Origin of the sequence: Myxococcus sp. AB056 (genome assembly GCF_006547365.1) — a bacterium.
GTDB lineage: Bacteria > Myxococcota > Myxococcia > Myxococcales > Myxococcaceae > Myxococcus > Myxococcus virescens.
The window spans coordinates 12532-29253 of the sequence record NZ_VHLB01000101.1; the positions used below are offsets into that span (position 1 = coordinate 12532).

At 65.3% G+C, this 16722-nt stretch carries 15 protein-coding genes; 3 read left to right on the forward strand and 12 right to left on the reverse strand.

Annotation, left to right across the window (positions count from 1 at the left end):
- Positions 1 to 70: 70 nt before the first annotated feature.
- From FMP39_RS31275 to FMP39_RS31330, 12 genes are all read right to left on the reverse strand, one after another.
- Positions 71 to 1192, reverse strand: a complete 1122-nt coding sequence (locus FMP39_RS31275) for an ATP-binding protein (RefSeq protein WP_141593738.1) — start codon at positions 1190 to 1192, stop codon at positions 71 to 73.
- Positions 1193 to 1208: 16 nt separating this feature from the next.
- Positions 1209 to 2216: an A24 family peptidase gene (locus tag FMP39_RS31280; RefSeq protein ID WP_141593739.1), complete on the reverse strand. Its 1008-nt coding sequence runs from the start codon at positions 2214 to 2216 to the stop codon at positions 1209 to 1211.
- A 23-nt stretch (positions 2217 to 2239) separates the two neighbouring features.
- Complete coding sequence (locus FMP39_RS31285) at positions 2240 to 3007, reverse strand: ABC transporter permease (protein WP_141593740.1); 768 nt, start codon at positions 3005 to 3007, stop codon at positions 2240 to 2242.
- Entirely contained in the window at positions 3007 to 3987 is a 981-nt protein-coding gene (locus tag FMP39_RS31290; protein ID WP_090490337.1) for an ABC transporter ATP-binding protein, read from the reverse strand. Before FMP39_RS31290 ends, FMP39_RS31285 begins: the two co-directional genes overlap by 1 nt.
- Positions 3984 to 4901 carry an ABC transporter gene (locus tag FMP39_RS31295; RefSeq protein ID WP_228558499.1) on the reverse strand — a complete coding sequence of 306 codons (918 nt, stop codon included), beginning with the start codon at positions 4899 to 4901 and terminating at the stop codon, positions 3984 to 3986. The genes FMP39_RS31290 and FMP39_RS31295 overlap by 4 nt, the downstream gene beginning before the upstream one ends.
- Positions 4902 to 4994: 93 nt before the next feature.
- Positions 4995 to 5660, reverse strand: a complete 666-nt coding sequence (pilA, locus tag FMP39_RS31300; RefSeq protein WP_141593741.1) for a type IV pilin protein PilA — start codon at positions 5658 to 5660, stop codon at positions 4995 to 4997.
- Between the two features lie 185 nt (positions 5661 to 5845).
- Positions 5846 to 7282, reverse strand: a complete 1437-nt coding sequence (locus tag FMP39_RS31305; RefSeq protein ID WP_141593742.1) for a sigma-54 dependent transcriptional regulator — start codon at positions 7280 to 7282, stop codon at positions 5846 to 5848.
- A complete protein-coding gene (locus FMP39_RS31310) occupies positions 7279 to 8811 on the reverse strand; it encodes a nitrogen regulation protein NR(II) (RefSeq protein ID WP_141593747.1) in 1533 nt (510 codons plus the stop codon). Before FMP39_RS31310 ends, FMP39_RS31305 begins: the two co-directional genes overlap by 4 nt.
- A 61-nt stretch (positions 8812 to 8872) precedes the next feature.
- Entirely contained in the window at positions 8873 to 10126 is a 1254-nt protein-coding gene (locus FMP39_RS31315) for a type II secretion system F family protein (protein WP_141593743.1), read from the reverse strand.
- A 57-nt stretch (positions 10127 to 10183) separates the two neighbouring features.
- A complete protein-coding gene (locus FMP39_RS31320) occupies positions 10184 to 11302 on the reverse strand; it encodes a type IV pilus twitching motility protein PilT (RefSeq protein WP_141593744.1) in 1119 nt (372 codons plus the stop codon).
- A 43-nt stretch (positions 11303 to 11345) separates the two neighbouring features.
- A complete protein-coding gene (gene pilB, locus FMP39_RS31325) occupies positions 11346 to 13046 on the reverse strand; it encodes a type IV-A pilus assembly ATPase PilB (RefSeq protein ID WP_011555739.1) in 1701 nt (566 codons plus the stop codon).
- A 204-nt stretch (positions 13047 to 13250) separates the two neighbouring features.
- Positions 13251 to 14177: a bifunctional riboflavin kinase/FAD synthetase gene (locus FMP39_RS31330; RefSeq protein ID WP_141593745.1), complete on the reverse strand. Its 927-nt coding sequence runs from the start codon at positions 14175 to 14177 to the stop codon at positions 13251 to 13253.
- 75 nt (positions 14178 to 14252) lie between these two features.
- On the opposite strand from FMP39_RS31330, the gene FMP39_RS31335 reads away from it, so the two are divergent.
- From FMP39_RS31335 to FMP39_RS31345, 3 genes are all read left to right on the forward strand, one after another.
- The gene (locus FMP39_RS31335) at positions 14253 to 14873 is read left to right on the forward strand and encodes a tRNA (guanosine(46)-N(7))-methyltransferase TrmB (protein ID WP_140866025.1); all 621 of its coding nucleotides are present in this window, start codon (positions 14253 to 14255) and stop codon (positions 14871 to 14873) included.
- Positions 14874 to 14983: 110 nt separating this feature from the next.
- Positions 14984 to 16027 carry a diguanylate cyclase gene (locus FMP39_RS31340; protein WP_141593746.1) on the forward strand — a complete coding sequence of 348 codons (1044 nt, stop codon included), beginning with the start codon at positions 14984 to 14986 and terminating at the stop codon, positions 16025 to 16027.
- 56 nt (positions 16028 to 16083) lie between these two features.
- A complete protein-coding gene (locus FMP39_RS31345; RefSeq protein ID WP_090490344.1) occupies positions 16084 to 16503 on the forward strand; it encodes a hypothetical protein in 420 nt (139 codons plus the stop codon).
- Positions 16504 to 16722 lie beyond the last annotated feature (219 nt).

Consider the following 16722-nt stretch of genomic DNA (forward strand, 5'->3'; position numbering starts at 1 on the left):
CGTCTCTGAGCATCATCCCCCACCCGCGCCAGAGCCGAAAGCTTCCGCGCCGAAGGGGCCTGCCTTTTCCTCAGAGTACGGGCAGGCACACGGTAAAGCGGGCACCGCCTCCCTGCGCATTTTCCGCTTCGAGGCGACCGCCCATGACCTGCGCGAGGCGCAGGGACACCGCCAGTCCCAGCCCCGTCCCTTCGCGCCCTTTCGTCGTGAAAAAGGGCTCGAAGAGGCGAGGCATGACGTCATCAGGAATGCCCGCCCCGCCATCCTCCACGAGGAGACGGACCTCGTCAGCCGTTCGCCGGGTGGAAACCCGCACGCGCCCCTGCCCCCCCATGGCTTGGGCAGCGTTGAGCAACAGGTTGATGACGATCTGTGAGAGCGGGCCGGGGTCAGCACGTGCCAGCAGCCCCGGCTCCAGTTCCAAAGAGACCGTCACGCCGGACAGCTCGGGCGCGGCCCGAACCAAGCGTACGCAAGTCTCCACCACCGCAGCCACCTCGACCGGCCCCAACGAAGTGGTGCCGGGGCGCCCCAGGTCGAGCAAGCCCCGGATGATTTGGTCGATGCGCTGCACCTCGTGGTCAATGCGCTTGAGGAAGTCCTTCAGCTCGGGCGTGTCCGCCTTCGCACGCGCGAGCGCCACATACCCTAGGATTCCCGCCAGCGGATTGCCCACTTCGTGGGCGACACCCGCAGCCAGCCTCCCGACGGTAGCCATGCGTTCCGAGGCCACCAACTCCGTCTGCGTCCGGGCCAACTGTGCATTGGACTCTCGCAGGGACGTCATTTGCGCGCGCGTGAGCGCCTGCTCCTCGCGAAGCGCTTCCGCCATCCGCTGCAAGGAACGCTGGATTCGGGACACCAGCGTGCCGCCCTGGGTCGGCACCAGTTGCGACTCCCATTCCATCCGTCCGAACTGCTCCACCACCGCCTCGGTGCGCCGCAATGGACGTCCCACCATCAAGTCCAACACCACATAGGTGAGGACCGTCAATGCGACCAAGTCCAACCCCAGGATCCAGGGGAGTACGCCTCGCACGCGAGAAAGGGTCTCCTCCTCCGAGCTCCCTTCGGGCACCCACCGGCGGAGTGCATCCAGAAGGCGGAAGAGCACGGGTTGTACGGACAGCCAGGTGAGCCCCGATGAGAGGGAGCCCAGCAGGAACGCGACGCTGGCGATCCGCCACTTCATCGCATCCCCGCGCCGCTCACGGCAGGCCGCCCAGCATCATTGCGATGTCCGGAGGCAACACCCGTGACAGCCAGGGCCCCAGCAGCAGAAGTTCCAGCCCCGCGAGCGCCAGCCAGGGCCCGAAGGGAATACTGGTGCGCTCAGGCACCCACTCTTCCTCTTCGCCCTCTTCATCCAGCGGGGCATCGGGGATGGGCTGCACCAGGAGGCAAACCGGCACCAGCAACAGGCGCTTCCAGAGTGGGAGTCCCGGCTGCGTGAACTCCCAGGTCATCGTGAGTGGCTCAGCATCACCCACGGGTTCCTCAGGAGCGTTCTCTGCACGCGGGCCCGCGCGTCCCGTCAGCAGCAACATCAGGATGCCCACCACTGCGCCCTGCATGGATGCGAACAACAACACGCCCAGCAGCGAGCGCCACGACAGAAACGCCCCGAGCATGGCCACGAGGTACTTGTCCCCCGCTCCGAGTGCCTCCCGCTGAAATACCTTCCACCCGACGTACTCCATCATCCGGAAGGACAGGAAGCCCACGGCCGCGCCAACCAGGGCGTCGCGGAAGGCATCCACCCCGAGAGGAATCGCCAGGATGAGCCCCGCCAGCATGCCCGACACAGTCATGGACAGCGGCAGAATCCAGTGGTCCAGATCGATGAAGGCGAGCGGCACCAGCAACGAAACGAGCACCAGCGCCGGCACCAACTCATAGGTCCAGCCAAAGCGGCGCAAGCAGGCGAAGTACAGGAGCCCCGTCAGCAACTCCACCAGCGGGTACCGCACGGAAATGGGTGTGCGGCAGCCCCGGCAGCGGGCCCGCAGTGCCAGCCACGACAGCAGCGGGATGTTTTCGTACCAGGCCAGGACGTGCCCACACTTGGGACACCTCGAGCCCGGGCGCACGATGCTCTGATCCAGCGGGACGCGCGCGATGACGACGTTGAGAAAGCTGCCCACGCACAGACCGAGCACGAACAGGAACACGGCGAATAGGGGCCCGAAGTATCCCGGCAGGGAGGAATGCGTCACAGGGGACGCATCCTACCCGAGCTTCAGCGGAAGTCGCGCCGCTCGAACACGAGCGTGGCCAGCACGCAGAAGAGCGCTCCCCAGCCCAGTGCGTACAGGGTGGCCGAGCCTAGCTCCGCGGCCGTCACATCGATGGCATACGTGGCGCGCGGCCTGAAGTTCAGCCGCTCCAGGTTGGGCAGGGCATAGTACGTCGCCTTGCTGACCCACTGGACAAAGTCCACCTTGGACTTCGCTCCGAGGTTGTAGATGTCCGCGCAGAGATGCCCCGCGAAGTACAGCCCCGTCGTCACCAGTGCGGAGACGAGTTGGCTGGCGAAGGTGGACATCAGGAACCCCGCGCTGGTGAGGACAAACAGCTCAAGATAGAGCCCCCACAGCGCGGCCATCTGCGGCTGGGTGATGGGCGAACGATGTAGGACAAGCTCCACCCAGAACAGCAGCGTCATGGCCACCAGCAACACACCGAGGGTGAGCATGTTGCCCGCGAGCCGCGCCAGCAGGAACCTGCTTCGGGACAGAGGCTTGGACACCATCAAGAAGATGGTTCGCCGCTCGATTTCACGGCTGATGAGTCCCGACGACAAGTAGATGGAGAGGAAGACGAGCAGCAGGCTCATCACCCCAAGTCCGAAGTCGGTCACCACTCTGTCGAAGGTGCTGACAGTGACCTCGGTAACGAGCGTGGTGGCGAAGAGCAGCAAGAGAGCGAAGGCAGCAACCAGCACCGTCACCCGGTTGCGCCGCGCCTCGCGGAACCCGTTCCATGCCATGGCGGCGAAAGCCCCCATCACTGAATCTCCCCGCCTACCGTCTGCCCACCTGCCTGCTTCATCGCGTCCAGGAAGAGGTCCTCCAGCGAGAAGCGCGCAGGCTGTACCTGGCTGACGCGCCCCCCTCTATTAAGGACGGCCTGGAGCAAACCATGAGAATCAGCGTCCGGAACCCGCAACAGAACCCGGCTGTCCAACTGCTGCGCCTGCTCGTATGTGAAGCCCAGCGACTGCAACTGATCCAATGGGAGCCCGTGTACGACCATCTCCACGGAGGGAGCCTTTGTGGACACCAATTCCTGCACGCTCCCTTCCTGAACGCGTCGCCCGCCTACGAGCACCACCACGCGGTCGCAGAGGGACTCGACGTCGGAGATGATATGGGTACAGAAGAGGATGGTCGTCCCCTTCTCCCGCTCGGCAAGGATGATGTCACGCATCTGCCTGCGCCCGAGGGGATCCAGGCCGGAAGTGGGTTCATCCAGAACCAGCAAGCGAGGCCCACTGATAAGCGCTTGAGCCAGTGCAGTCCGCTGCACCATGCCCTTGGAATAACGGCGAATCTGCAGGTCAGACGCTCGGCCCATCCCCACCTCGCCGAGCACCCGCTCCACACGCTGATCCAGTTCATGGCCGCTTAGCCCAAAGATGCGACCGGCAAGCGTCACGAACTCCCGCCCGGTGAGGTACTCATAAAGCGAGGGGTTCTCCGGCAGGAAACCCACCTGACGCCGGACATGCGGCCGCTCGGGCGGTTCGCCGAAAAGCAACGCCTGCCCCTGAGAGGCTCGCACCAGCCCCATGAGAATCTTGATGGTCGTGGACTTGCCCGCACCGTTGGGCCCCAACAAGCCATAGACCTGTCCTGGCGCAATCTCCAGATCCAATCCTTGGAGGGCCTTGACCTGCTTGTTGAGGAAGAAACCCACCCGGTACGTCTTGGACAATCCGCGGATGGAGACTGGCAAGTTCGACTCTGTCGAGGCGGTCACCGTCATGGCGCATCCCCCGGGTCACCGAGCTGAATGCCGCCTGCAGCTAGATCTTCCTGCAATTCTTTTTTCTTGGCGTCCTCGTACATCTCCAACCTGTACAATCCCGATGTAGAGCGCGCGCGCCCTCGCCGGTCGATGAAAAACTGCCCCTCCAATGGGTCTTCGGGCATTGCACGTAGATAGCCCGAGCGAACCAATGCAGGGACTGTCTTGGGCAACTCACCTCGGTCTCGCTGGAAAGCACTGATGGCGTCATCAATCTGAGTCAGCACGCGCTCACGCAAGATTTCCTTGATGCGATGTTCATAGAACGCGCGCGACTCATCATCTTCCGCGCTGTCGCGTAGCATCTCGGCCATCTGCAACCCCGTATCAAAACTCCCAGCTTGCGCGTACAGGCGAGTAGCGAGATGGGCTACGTAGCGCGGGATGTCAGGGAACCGCGACAATCGCGTGAGGAGCTCAGCGGCCCCTTGATAGTCACGCTCGTACGTCATCTTGTTGTAGGCGAGTTGGAACAAGAAACGACGGTCATCGGGGAACTGAGCCAGCCCTTTTGCCAGCAGCCGAGACGACAGGTCCGTGTTCACCCACTGCTCACGCCCTAGATTGAATGGGGTTGCAATTGCGCCAAACTCGTAGACGTAGCGAAACTTGGGGTCGAGATCCGTCGCGAAGTCCGCATAGAAGAATACATCCCGGTACTCGGTGTCAGTGTTGGCACGCCCTACCTGCTGAATCGCTTGAATCCAGTAGAAGTCCGCTAAAAGCGGGCTCTGGGCTGCCCCCAAAATCTGAAGGAGTTCCCGACGGGGGAGCACGGGGCCATCCTTCGTTCGCAAGGGTTTCCCTGGCTTCTCAGCGAGCAACCCCACCGAGCACACGGCCAGCGCCAAGACCACAATCCGGATAAGCACCGCAGGCTCCTAAACGACGAAGGGCCGCCATCCTGAAGGAGGGCGGCCCAGAGAACAGTGGTCAAGCCACCGCTCATTCCACGTCAGACAACATCAGTTACCAGTGGCACCGTCGCAAGCGACATCGTTACGGGTGTTGTACGGGGTACCCGAGGCGACGTTGCCAGCCTCGGAGCAAGGACCGACACCGCCCGTACCCTCGAAGCCGGCGATCACCCAGTCATCGAAGGAAGCCTCGTTATCCGCGTTGCCCTGCGCGCCAGCGAAGAAGTTGCAGTTGGGGCACGTCTCGACGTCCGGCTGCACACCGAAGGTCGTGGTCCAGCCACCAGCACTCGCAACCGTGAACGTGGCCACATGCGGGGTCGGGTCGTCAATGACGCTGCTCGAGCCGAAGCGGAACGAGTCGTTGCTGATGCAAGGAACACCCGCGTTGGGCACCGTGATATCGGCGGCGGTGCGGTTCTCGCAGGTGCCCGCCTCAGCGGAAACGCGGTAGCCGTACCGGTTGCCACGCTCAGGCGCGAAGCCGATTTCGTTGGCGAAGTGCGAGTAGCGGTCCTTCTCAGAGAAGAACGACTTCTGCGCCGTGTACAGGGCCTTGAGGTTGGTCTTCGCCTCCGACTGCTTGGAGCGAGCCTGGAACTTGATGAAGTTCGGGATGGCGATGGCCGCCAGGATGCCGATGATGGCCACCACGATCATGAGCTCGATGAGCGTGAAGCCACGGTTGCGGGGGTTGAATCGCGAGACGCGCATGGGGATCCTCAAGGAAGGTTGCAACGGGGGGCACTGCGCCCGCTGGTAGCGTTAGCACATGATGTGCCAGCTCACTACCACGCGCTAACACCGCTGATTTCCAAGAGCTGAGGAATCCTGCGCCGCTTTCCAGGTGCAGGGCTGACAAAATTCGGCAGTGCCGCTGACGATAACTGTCGATCAGCCTACGCATCGGACGGCGCCCCGGGTTCCAGGTCGTCCGTCAAGCCGTGCTTGGCCAGGCGGTACCGAAACGAACGGAACGAAAGGCCGAGGAGTTCTGCGGCCCGGGTCTTCACACCGCCAGCCTGTTTCATTGCGGCAAGCAGGTAGCGACGCTCGCTGTCATCCAGGTGGCGTTCCAGATTGAAGCCAGCGCCAAGCCCCGGCTCGGCGCCCTCCGACGCGCGGGCAACGGGTTCCGCATCCCCTCGTACGGCAGGAGGCAGCGTGGATGGCCCAAGCAAGTCCGAGTCCGACAACGTCGCGGCACGCTCAACCATGTTCTGCAACTGTCGCACGTTGCCAGGAAACGGATACCGCTCCAGCAATGCCAGCGTCTCGGGCGCGAAACGGAGGCCAAGTCGCCCTAGTTCCTCCGCCATTCGGGAAAGGAAGTAGCCTGCCAGCAGGGAGATATCTCCTGAGCGCTCGCGCAACGGGGGCAACTCCACCGTAATCACGTTGAGCCGATAGAAGAGGTCCTCCCGGAACCGCCCCGCCTTCACCTCCGCCTCAAGCCGCCGGTTCGTGGCCGCGATGACGCGCGCCTGGAAGGGAATCTCCGCCGCGCTGCCCACCGGCTTCACCTTTCGCTCCTGGAGCACTCGGAGCAACTTCACCTGGGTGGCCAGCGGCATCTCTCCGACTTCATCCAGCATGACCGTGCCGTCCCCTGCCGCGACCAACAAACCCGAACGGTCATGGGTGGCCCCAGTAAACGCCCCTTTCACATGCCCAAAAAGCTCGCTCTCAAGTGTCCCCTCGTTCAGCGCAGCGCAGTTGAACGGGAGAAACGGTCGGGCTGCTCGGCTTCCGCGCATGTGGATGGCACGCGCCACCAGTTCCTTGCCTGTGCCGCTCTCCCCGGTCACCAGCACGGTGCTCCGGCCAGAAGCCACTTTCTCCACCAGCGACCACACGGCCTGCATCCGGGCGCTTTGCCCCACTGCACCATCAAGCCCCGGAAAGAGGCGCGCACGAAGGCCGGTATTCTCCTGCCGCAGCGTGCGCTTCTCAAGCGCCTTCTGGACGAGGAGCCGTAGCTCTTCGTTATCGAATGGCTTGCAGATGTAGTCGTACGCGCCCTCGCGCATCGCCCCCACGGCCGCGGCGGGTGTTCCGTAAGCCGTGATGAGCACCACCTCCGGCGAGCCGGGACGCGCGCGTGCGGCACGAAGAACGTCGAGCCCGCTGCCGGTCCCGAGCTTCAAATCGGAGATGACCAGGTCCACCCCATCCAAGGCCAGCAGGTCGCATGCGGCCTTCACCCCGGCCACGCTCGTCACGGCGTATCCCTCCCGCTGGAGCAACAGCTCAAGGTACTCGCGCATGGACAGCTCGTCGTCGACCACCAAGATGTGGCCGCGGGCGCCCGCCTCCCCTCCCTGGATCGCCGTCATAGCGGAAGCCCCACCACGAATTCGGTCCCCTCTTCAGGGTTGGACCGAACACGGATGAATCCTCCATGTGCCCGAATGATGGAGTGCGCAGTGGACAGCCCCAGCCCGGTGCCTCCATCCCGCGTCGTGAAAAACGGCTCGAACAAGTGCCCCATCATCTCCTCCGTGATGCTCCCCCCCGAGTCCCAGATGCGGATTCTCGCCTCGTTCTCGGCCCGCGTCAGTGCCACTTTCACGTGGCCTCGAGCCCCCGCTGCCTGAAACGCGTTGCGCACCAGGTTGATAAGCACCTGGCGGAGCTGATCCGGGTCAACGGAGACCGCCATCACCACGGGAGTGGCCATTTCGACCCGCACGTCCCGAGCCAACGGGTCCACGCGGAGCATGTCCACCGTCTCCGTTAGCAATGACGCCAGCGCAACTTGCTGGAGCACTGGCGTCGGAGGACGTGCGAAGCGCAGGAAGTCCTCCACCAACCGCGCGAGTCGGTCCGCCTCACGAATCAAGATGTTGGTAAGTTTCTGAGCCATCGCATCCCGCGCGTCCTGCGCCAGCAGTTGCGCTGACCCGCGCATGGACGCGAGCGGATTGCGCAGCTCGTGCGCGAGCTGCGCAGAGAGTGCGCCTAGGCTCGCCAACCGGTCCGCGCGCTTGAGGTCGTCCTCCATTCGCCGAAGCTGAGTGAGGTCCTGGAACACCATGAGTAGGGAGCCAGGCGCTCCATCCAATGGCGTCACGGACAGCCCCAGAATGCGCCGTTTCAGCCCTTTGCCCACCACCAGCTCGCTCCGAGGCGAACGGGGAGCTAGCCCGAGCACACCCGGCAGGAGTGCCTCCAAATCCGTCCCCACGACCTGCGTGGCATCCACCTGGAGAATCAGACAGCCTGCGGGATTGACGTAGGTGATGCGGTGCCCCGCATCACATGTCACGAGTCCCGATGGCATGGAGGACAGGATCTGTTGCTGCAGGCGTCCCAGCCGCTGAAGGTCCGCCTCACGAGCAGACAGAGCGCCACCGGCCACCGAGAGCTGGCGAGACAAATAGCCCGCCAACACGGCGATGAGCACCAGTGCCAGTGCGTTGCTCCCCAGGACGAACATCACCCGGGACGGAGGCATCAGCGCCCCAGGTACAGTCTCAAGGAACCGAGCTCCCATGACCAATGTGGCGAAGCACAACACGGACGCCGCGGCGGCCCACAGCGCACCACGCCGGTCCAAGACGACGGCCGCGCCAATGACCGACAGGCTGTAGAGGAACGTCAGGGGCGAGTCCGCGCCGCCGCTGAGGTAGACCAGCCCAGTGGCGATGACAACGTCGCCAACAACCTGCACCCAGGCATCGAGCAGCCCACCACGCCCGCGCCGCAGCCTCAGCCCCACCACCAGCGTAGAGACGTACGCGCTGACGATGACTGCGAGCGACAGGGTGTCAGCCCCGCTCAGCTCCTGAGTGGGCTGCAGGAGGAGCCGCGCAAGGGTGATGACGAGCGACAAGCTCGCGGCCACCGTACGGAACAGCACCAGCCATACGAGCCGCGACCTGAACGCGTCCCCCGCCAGGGGGCGCCCTCCTACGACCACTGCGTTACTGGATGGCGCCGGCAAGCGAGAAGATGGGGAGGTACATGCCGATGAGGAAGCCACCGACCACGCCGCCGAGGAACACCATCAGCACGGGCTCAATCATCGCAGTGAGGCTGTTGATGGCCGCGTCGACCTCGTCATCGTAGAAGTCGGCGATCTTGTTGAGCATGGTGTCCATGGCGCCCGTCGCCTCACCCACGCCGATCATCTGGACCACCATCGACGGGAACACCTTCGTCTCGGCCAGAGGCCCTGCGATGTTCTTGCCCTCGGCGATCTTCCCGCGGACGTAGATGATGGCGTCTTCCACTGTGCGGTTACCGGCCGTCTTCGCGGTGACGTCCAGCGCGTCCAGGATGGGCACGCCCGAGGAAATCATGGTCCCCAGCGTGCGGGTGAACCGAGCCACGGCCACCTTGCGGAGCACGGGGCCGAAGACGGGCATGAACAGGAACACCTTGTCCCAGAACTTCCGGCCACGCGGCTGGCGATAGCTCCACGAGAACGACGTCACGACGGCTACAATCGAGAACACGGCATGGAAGAAGTACTCCTGCGCCATGTGCGAGAAGTTCACGATCATCTGCGTCGGCCCCGGCAGCTCCGAGCCGAAGTCCGCGAACATCTTCTCGAAGACGGGCGTCACCTTCAGCAGCAGCACCGCCGTCACACCGATGGCCACCAGGATGACGATGATCGGGTAGGTCATCGCGCTCTTGACCTTCGACTTGAGCTTCTCGTTCTTCTCCCGGTACGCCGCGAGCCGGTTGAGGATGGCGTCGAGGATACCGCCCACCTCGCCTGCGGCGCAGAGCTGGACGTAGAGTTCGTCGAAGACCTTGGGGTGCTCCTTCAGCGCGTCCGCGAAGGTGCTGCCCTGCTCCACCTTGCCCTTGATGGCGAACAGCACCTTCTTGAAGGCAGGGTTGTCCATCTGGCTCGCGAGGATGTCGAGGCACTGCACCAGCGGGAGGCCGGCGTCGATCATCGTGGCGAACTGACGGGTGAAGACGAGGATGTCCTTGCCTTCGACACCGCCCAGTCCGGGGATGACGATATCCCCGTCCAGAATGCTCTTCTTGCGCACCTTGACGGGGTTCAGCCCGAGGGACTTGAGGCGCGCGTTGACGGCCTCGACGTCCATCGCCTCCATCTCACCCTTTTTCGACTCCCCGCTCTTGGTCTTCGCCTCCCAGAGGAACTGGGCGGTGGCCTTCTTGGGAGTTGATGCCGACTTCACTGCTGGGGCTGCCATGAGCTGGACCTCCGCGGGTGCCGCGCCACTCTAACCGCTGATCTCCGAATCCCGGAACTAACGACCACCCGCTCCCCCGCCTGGTCGCTGCATTCCGGGCAGGGCCCCGCCGCCACCCGTGGCCAGGATGTTGCGCAACTCCTCCGCGTCGCTAGAACGTCCGAAGGCCTCATCCTGGGTGATGAGCCGCCGCATCAGCAGCGCCGCCAGGGCCTGGTTGAAGGTCTGCATGCCGAACTTCGCCTGGCCGACCTGCATGGACGAGTAGATCTGGTGGACCTTGTCCTCGCGAATAAGGTTCCGGATTGCGGGGTTGGGCACCATCACCTCCAGCGCCAGGATGCGGCCGGGGCCGCCCGCCTTCGCCACCAGCGCCTGGCTCATCACGCCCTCCAGCACGAAGGACATCTGCGCACGGACCTGCGGCTGCTGGTACGGCGGGAACACGTCCAGCACGCGGTTGATGGTCTGCACCGCGCTATTGGTGTGTAGCGTCGCGTAGCAGATGTGGCCCGTCTCCGCGATGGTGAGCGCCGCTTCAATCGTCTCCAGGTCGCGGAGCTCGCCGACGAGCACCACGTCCGGGTCCTGGCGGAGGATGTACTTGAGGGCCGTCTTGAAGTTCCGCGTGTCCGCCCCCACCTCGCGCTGATTCACGAGGCAGTTCTTGTGCGGGTGCAGGTACTCGATGGGGTCCTCGATGGTCATGATGTGCTCATGACGCTCGGTGTTGATCTTGTCGATCATCGAGGCCAGCGTGGTGGACTTGCCCGAGCCCGTGGGGCCCGTCACCAGGATGAGCCCGCGCGGCTTCTTCACCAGCTCCGCCACCACCGGCGGCAGGCCCAGCTCCTGGAACGTCAAAATCTTGAAGGGAATGGTCCGGAACGCCGCGGCGACCGCGCCACGCTGCATGAAGATGTTGGCGCGGAAGCGCGACAGGCCCTTCACACCGAAGGACAAGTCCAGCTCGTTGTCCTCTTCGAACTTGTGCTTCTGGGCGTCCGTGAGGATGGAGTAGCAGAGCTGCTTCGTCTCCACCGGGGTCAGCGGCGCCGTCTTCAAGGGAACGAGCTCGCCGTCGACGCGGAGCTGCGGCGGAGAGCCGGTGGTGACGTGGAGGTCAGAAGCGCCCTTCTCGACCATCGCCTTGAGGAGCTGGTGCAGGTTGGCCACGGGGGGATGTCCTTCGGGGGGAGTGCGGTGGGAGGAAGGTTGACTAGAAGCGGTCCGGGGCGGTGTTTCCCACCACCTCTTCCAACGTGGTGGCGCCGTCCATCATCTTGCGAAGACCGCTCATGCGCAGGCTGCTCATGCCCAGGCGGATGGCCTCCTGCTTCAGCTCCGCGGCGGAGGCGCCGTTGATGACCAGCTCCTTGAGGCCGTCCCAGAAGGGCATGACCTCGTAGATGGCCACGCGGCCCCGGTAGCCACGGTCGTTGCAGTCGCGGCAGCCGACCTTCTCGTACATCGTGAAGGTGCCAATCTTGTCCGGCGGAACACCGGCGTCGATGAGCGCCTGCTCGTCCACGTTCTCCGCCGGCTTCTTGCACGCCGGGCACAGACGGCGCGCCAGACGCTGGGCGAGGATGAGGTTGAGCGAGGCCGTCACGAGGAACGGCTCGATGCCCATGTTGAGCAGACGGCTCACCGTGCCCGGGGCGTCGTTGGTGTGCAGCGTGGAGAGCACCAGGTGGCCCGTGAGCGCCGCCTTCACGCCGATTTCCGCCGTCTCGAAGTCGCGGATCTCACCAATCATGATGATGTCCGGGTCCTGGCGGAGGAAGGAGCGCAGCGCCGCGGCGAAGTTCAGGCCGATGTCGTCATGCATCTGCACCTGATTGATGCCGGCGAAGTTGAACTCGACCGGGTCCTCCGCGGTGCAGATGTTGGTGTCCAGGCCGTTGAGGCTGGAGAGCGCCGAGTACAGCGTCGTCGTCTTGCCTGAGCCCGTGGGGCCCGTCACCAGCACCATGCCGTAGGGCCGGTCGATGGCCTCCTTGAACCAGGCCAGCGGCTGCGCGTCGAAGCCCAGCTTCGTCATGTCGAGCTGGAGGTTGCTCTTGTCGAGCAGACGCATCACGACCTTCTCGCCGAAGAGCGTGGGACACACGCTCACGCGGAAGTCCATCTCCTTGCCGCCGCCCATCTTGATCTTGATGCGGCCGTCCTGCGGCAGGCGCCGCTCGGAGATGTCCAGCGAGGCCATGATCTTCAAACGCGAGGTGATCGCGTTGCGCAGCTTCATCGGCGGGCGCATCACCTCGTACATCACACCGTCGATGCGGAAGCGGACGCGGAAGTCCTTCTCGTAGGGCTCGACGTGGATATCGGACGCGCGCTTCTTGATGGCGTCCATGAGGATGAGGTTCACCAGCTTGACCACGGGCGCGTCGTCCGCGGCCTTGGCCATCTCATCGATGTTCTCCGTCTCTTCCTTGGTGACCTCGATGTCGTCACCGACGTCGCCGACGATGTCCTCCAGCGACGGGCCCTTCTCCGCGTAGTAGCGCTCGATGGCCTCGCGGATGGAGACCTCGGAGGCGACCACCGTCTCGATGTTGTAGCCGGTGAGGAACTTCAGGTCGTCCACCGCGAAGATGTTGGACGGGTCGCACATGGCCACGATGAGCGACGGGCCCGCGCGGTTGACGGGCACCACCAGGTGCTTCTCCGCCACTTCCTTCGGCACCAGCTTGATGATGTCCGGCTCGACGTCGAAGTCCTTCAGGTTGATGGCCGGCACGCCGTATTGCTTGGAGAGGAAGTCGGTCAGCTTCGACTCCTCGATGGCGCCCGTCTTGACGAGCGCGGTGCCGATGCGCGTGCCGTTCTTCTGCTGCTCTTCCTGGGCCTTGCGCAGCTGCTGCACGGAGATGAGGTTCTCGCGAACCAGCAGTTCACCGAGTCGACCGGACATTCGTTGATGCCTCTTCCTTGAAGAAGAAAGAAGCGGGCGGGGGCCCGCCTCCGAGCTCAAAGACGCTGGAGCGGTGCCCGGGTGATCCACACCCCATGGCACGGTTCCTGATTGCGAATTAGAGGGGAGCCGCGCGCGCGCGTCAAGGCGCCCTCGCCTGCTCCCCTGCTGTCACAAACCGTTGAACGGACACGGGAAAATTGCTCAGCTCTCCTCGCGCGCAATCACGGCGCGCGCGGCCTCCACGTCACGCTTGATCTGCCCCGTCAGCTCCACCACCGAACCGAAACGCTGCTCGGGGCGCAGACGGTCGAGGAACTGCACGCGCAGCTCCTTCCCGTACAGATCACCGGTGAAGTCGAGCAGGTGCGCTTCGATCGTCACCTCCGTGCCGCCAAAGGTAGGCTTCACACCGATGTTCGCCGCACCGCCATGCCAGGTGCCCTTTGACTCGCCCGGCAGGTGGACGCGGATGGCATAGACCCCCGGTGCGGGGCGCAGCTCGTTCTGCGTGTCCACGTTCGCGGTGGGAAAGCCGATGCCCCGCCCCCGCCCCGCGCCCGTCACCACCGTGCCGTCCAGGTCAAAGGGACGGCCCAGCAGCCGCCGCGCCGCGGACACGCGCCCCTCCAGGATGTACTCGCGAACGCGCGATGACGACGCCACCACGCCATCCACCGTGACGGGCGGAACCACGTGCACCGTGGCCCCACGCCGGGCCGCGGCCTCGCGCAGCGTCTCCGCGGTGCCGCGCCGGGCCGAGCCGTAGGTGAAGTCACTGCCCACCACGACGTGCGCGACGCCGAGCGCGTCGAAGAGCGCAGCCTCGAAGTCCGCGGGCGGCGTGCGCGCGTATTCGCGCGAGAAGGGTTGCACCACCGCGGCATCCAGCCCGAGCTCCTCGAACAGCTCCAGCTTGCGCGGCAGCAGGGTGATGAGCTTCGGCGCCAGCTCCGGCTGGAGCACCTTGCCTGGATGGGGATGGAAGGTGAAGGCGGCGGCCCGCCCGTGGCGGCGCGCCTCCGCGAAGAGGGCCTGATGGCCCACGTGCACACCGTCGAAGTTGCCCAGCGCGAGTGCCTGTCCGGCCAGCGCCCGGCCCGCGTCCGCCACCGCAGGGAAGACCTTCATGGGCTCCCGTATACTCCAGGCCTCGCGTTTTTCCCTGGCCAAACCCGTCGTCGCCGTGGTTGGTGGCGCCCGCCCATGTCCCGTCCTCGCCTGCTCCCCGAGCCCGTCGGCCTCAAGTTCGTCACCCAGGAGACCCCGCCGGACTGGGACGCCGAATTCGGCTTCAGCGGGCCGCTCGAACTGGAAATCGGCTCCGGCGCGGGCGGCCACGCCCTGGAGTACTGCCGCCGCCACCCCGAGGTGCGCTTCGTCGCCTTCGAGTGGCGCAAGAAGTACGCGCGCGACACCCAGGACCGCGCGGACAAGGCGGGCCTGCGCAACCTGCGCGTCATCGAATCCGACGCCCGCTTCATCGTGCCCCGCATCTTCGCGCCCGATTCGCTCGCCGCCATCCACCTCCAGTTCCCCGACCCCTGGTGGAAGCGCTCCCACGCCAAGCGCGCCGTGATTCAGCCCGCGTTCGCCGAGCTGCTGTACGGCAAGCTCGCACCGGGTGGACTCTTCGACATGCGCACCGACGTCCAGGACCGCGGCGTGACGATGCTCGCCATCCTGGAATCCGCTGGTTTCAAGAACCCCCTGGGTTCAGGCGTTTTCCATCCCTATGACCCGGAGGAAGTGCCCTCCACGCGAGAGCGCCGCTACCTGGCCAGCGGGGAGCCCGTGTATCGGGCGCGGCTACTGAAGCCTGCCTGACGTCGCGCCACGGGCGCGCGCCGAGCCTCTTGCATCCCAGGTACGGGCAGTGAGAATGGCGGGCAACCCCGCACCGCGCGCGGGACGACTGCACCGGGGGCGAGACATTCATGGCGGATGGCGAACGGAAGAGGACGCTGGAGGTCGCCCGCCGTGCCCCCCTCGCAGGGGAACTCAGTGGCCGCACGGTGCTCCTCGTGGACGATGACCCGGTGCATCTCCGGCACGTTCGCGACGGACTGGCCCCTCACGGTTACGTCTTCACCGAGGCCCATGACGGCGCCCAGGCGCTGTCCGCCATCCGGGAGTCCCGCCCCGACCTCATCCTCATGGACGTGGAGATGCCGGGACTGGGTGGAGTGGAGGTGTGCCGCATCATCAAGGCGAACGCGGGCGAGGACGGTTTCGGTTTCATCCCCGTGATTCTCATGACGGCCCGGCAGGCCGCGGGAAAGGTGGAGGGACTGGAGCTGGGGGCGGATGACTACCTGGTGAAGCCCTTCGACATGCTCGAGCTGTCAGCCCGCGTGAAGTCCATGCTGCGGCTGAAGGCGTTGCAGGACGCGCTGGTGGAGAAGAACCGGGAGCTGGACCGCGCCAACAAGGAGCTGGCGGCGCGGCGCGAAGAGCTGCTGGCGCTCACCCGCACGGATGCACTCACCGGACTGTCGAACCGGCGCGCCTTGGAAGAGCGGCTGAACGACGAGTTCGCCCGCTCGCGGCGTTATGGCGCGCCCCTGTCCCTGGTGATGCTGGACATCGACCACTTCAAGCGCATCAACGACAGCTTCGGCCACCCCTTTGGAGACCACGTGCTGAAGGCCGTGGCCCAGACGGCGCGGGCGCGGCTGCGGGAAGTGGACCTGCTGGCGCGCTACGGCGGCGAGGAGTTCATCGCCCTGCTCCCGGAGACAGGCCCCGCGGACGCGCTCCGGGTCTGCGAGCGGGTGCGCGACGCCATCGCCGCCCTGGAACTGGAGCATGTGGGCGGGAGTGGCAAGCCGCAGTGCGTGCGGCTGACCGCGTCATTGGGCGTGGCCACGGTGCCCTCGGGCGACCTCCCGAGCGCGGAGGCGCTGCTGCGGGCTGCCGACGCCAGCCTCTATGCGGCCAAGGGAGCGGGCCGCAATCGCGTCCATCAGCACGCCGCGTGACATGTCCGAACCTCGGGCTTTCCCCCGGCGGCGCTTTGACCTAAACCCCTGTCCCCATGCGTCTCTCCGCGACGATGCCCTGGCTGGTAGCGCTGGTCCTGCTGCTGAGCCTGGGTGGCTGCAACCGGCCGCGCTTCGGCACCCCGCAGGACGCCTACACGTCCTTCCACCGGCTGGTGAAGCGAGGGGAGCTGCAGCAGGCGTGGGGCGCGCTGTCCAAGCCCACCCAGGACGCGCTGGCGAAGCGTGCGCAGGTGGTGGGAGAGGCCTCCGGGGGTGAAGAAAAACCGGAGCCCATGGCCCTCTTCTTCGCGAATGTCCCTCCGCCTCCGGATGTTACGGAGGTCTCACTGGTCCGGGAGGAGGGAGACGTCGCGACAGTGCTCGTGCGCGCGGGAGAAAGCTCCCACGAGGTCCGGATGGTCCGTGAGCCGTCCGGGTGGAAGGTCGACCTTTCAGCATCCCTCCAGCCGTAAAGCCGGGCATGCCCGGAAAACTCGCATCAGGTAACGTACGACTGTGAACGACAGGAAGACACGGCGGGTGATTCCCGCGGTCGAAGTCATCCGGCGCCCGGCAACGACGCCCGGCACTGCCGCTCCGACCCCGACTCCGGCGCCCACGCCGCGCCCCACGCCTACCCCGCGCCCCACGGGCGTGGGGCGCGGCGTGGGCGCCGGAGTCGGGGTCGGAGC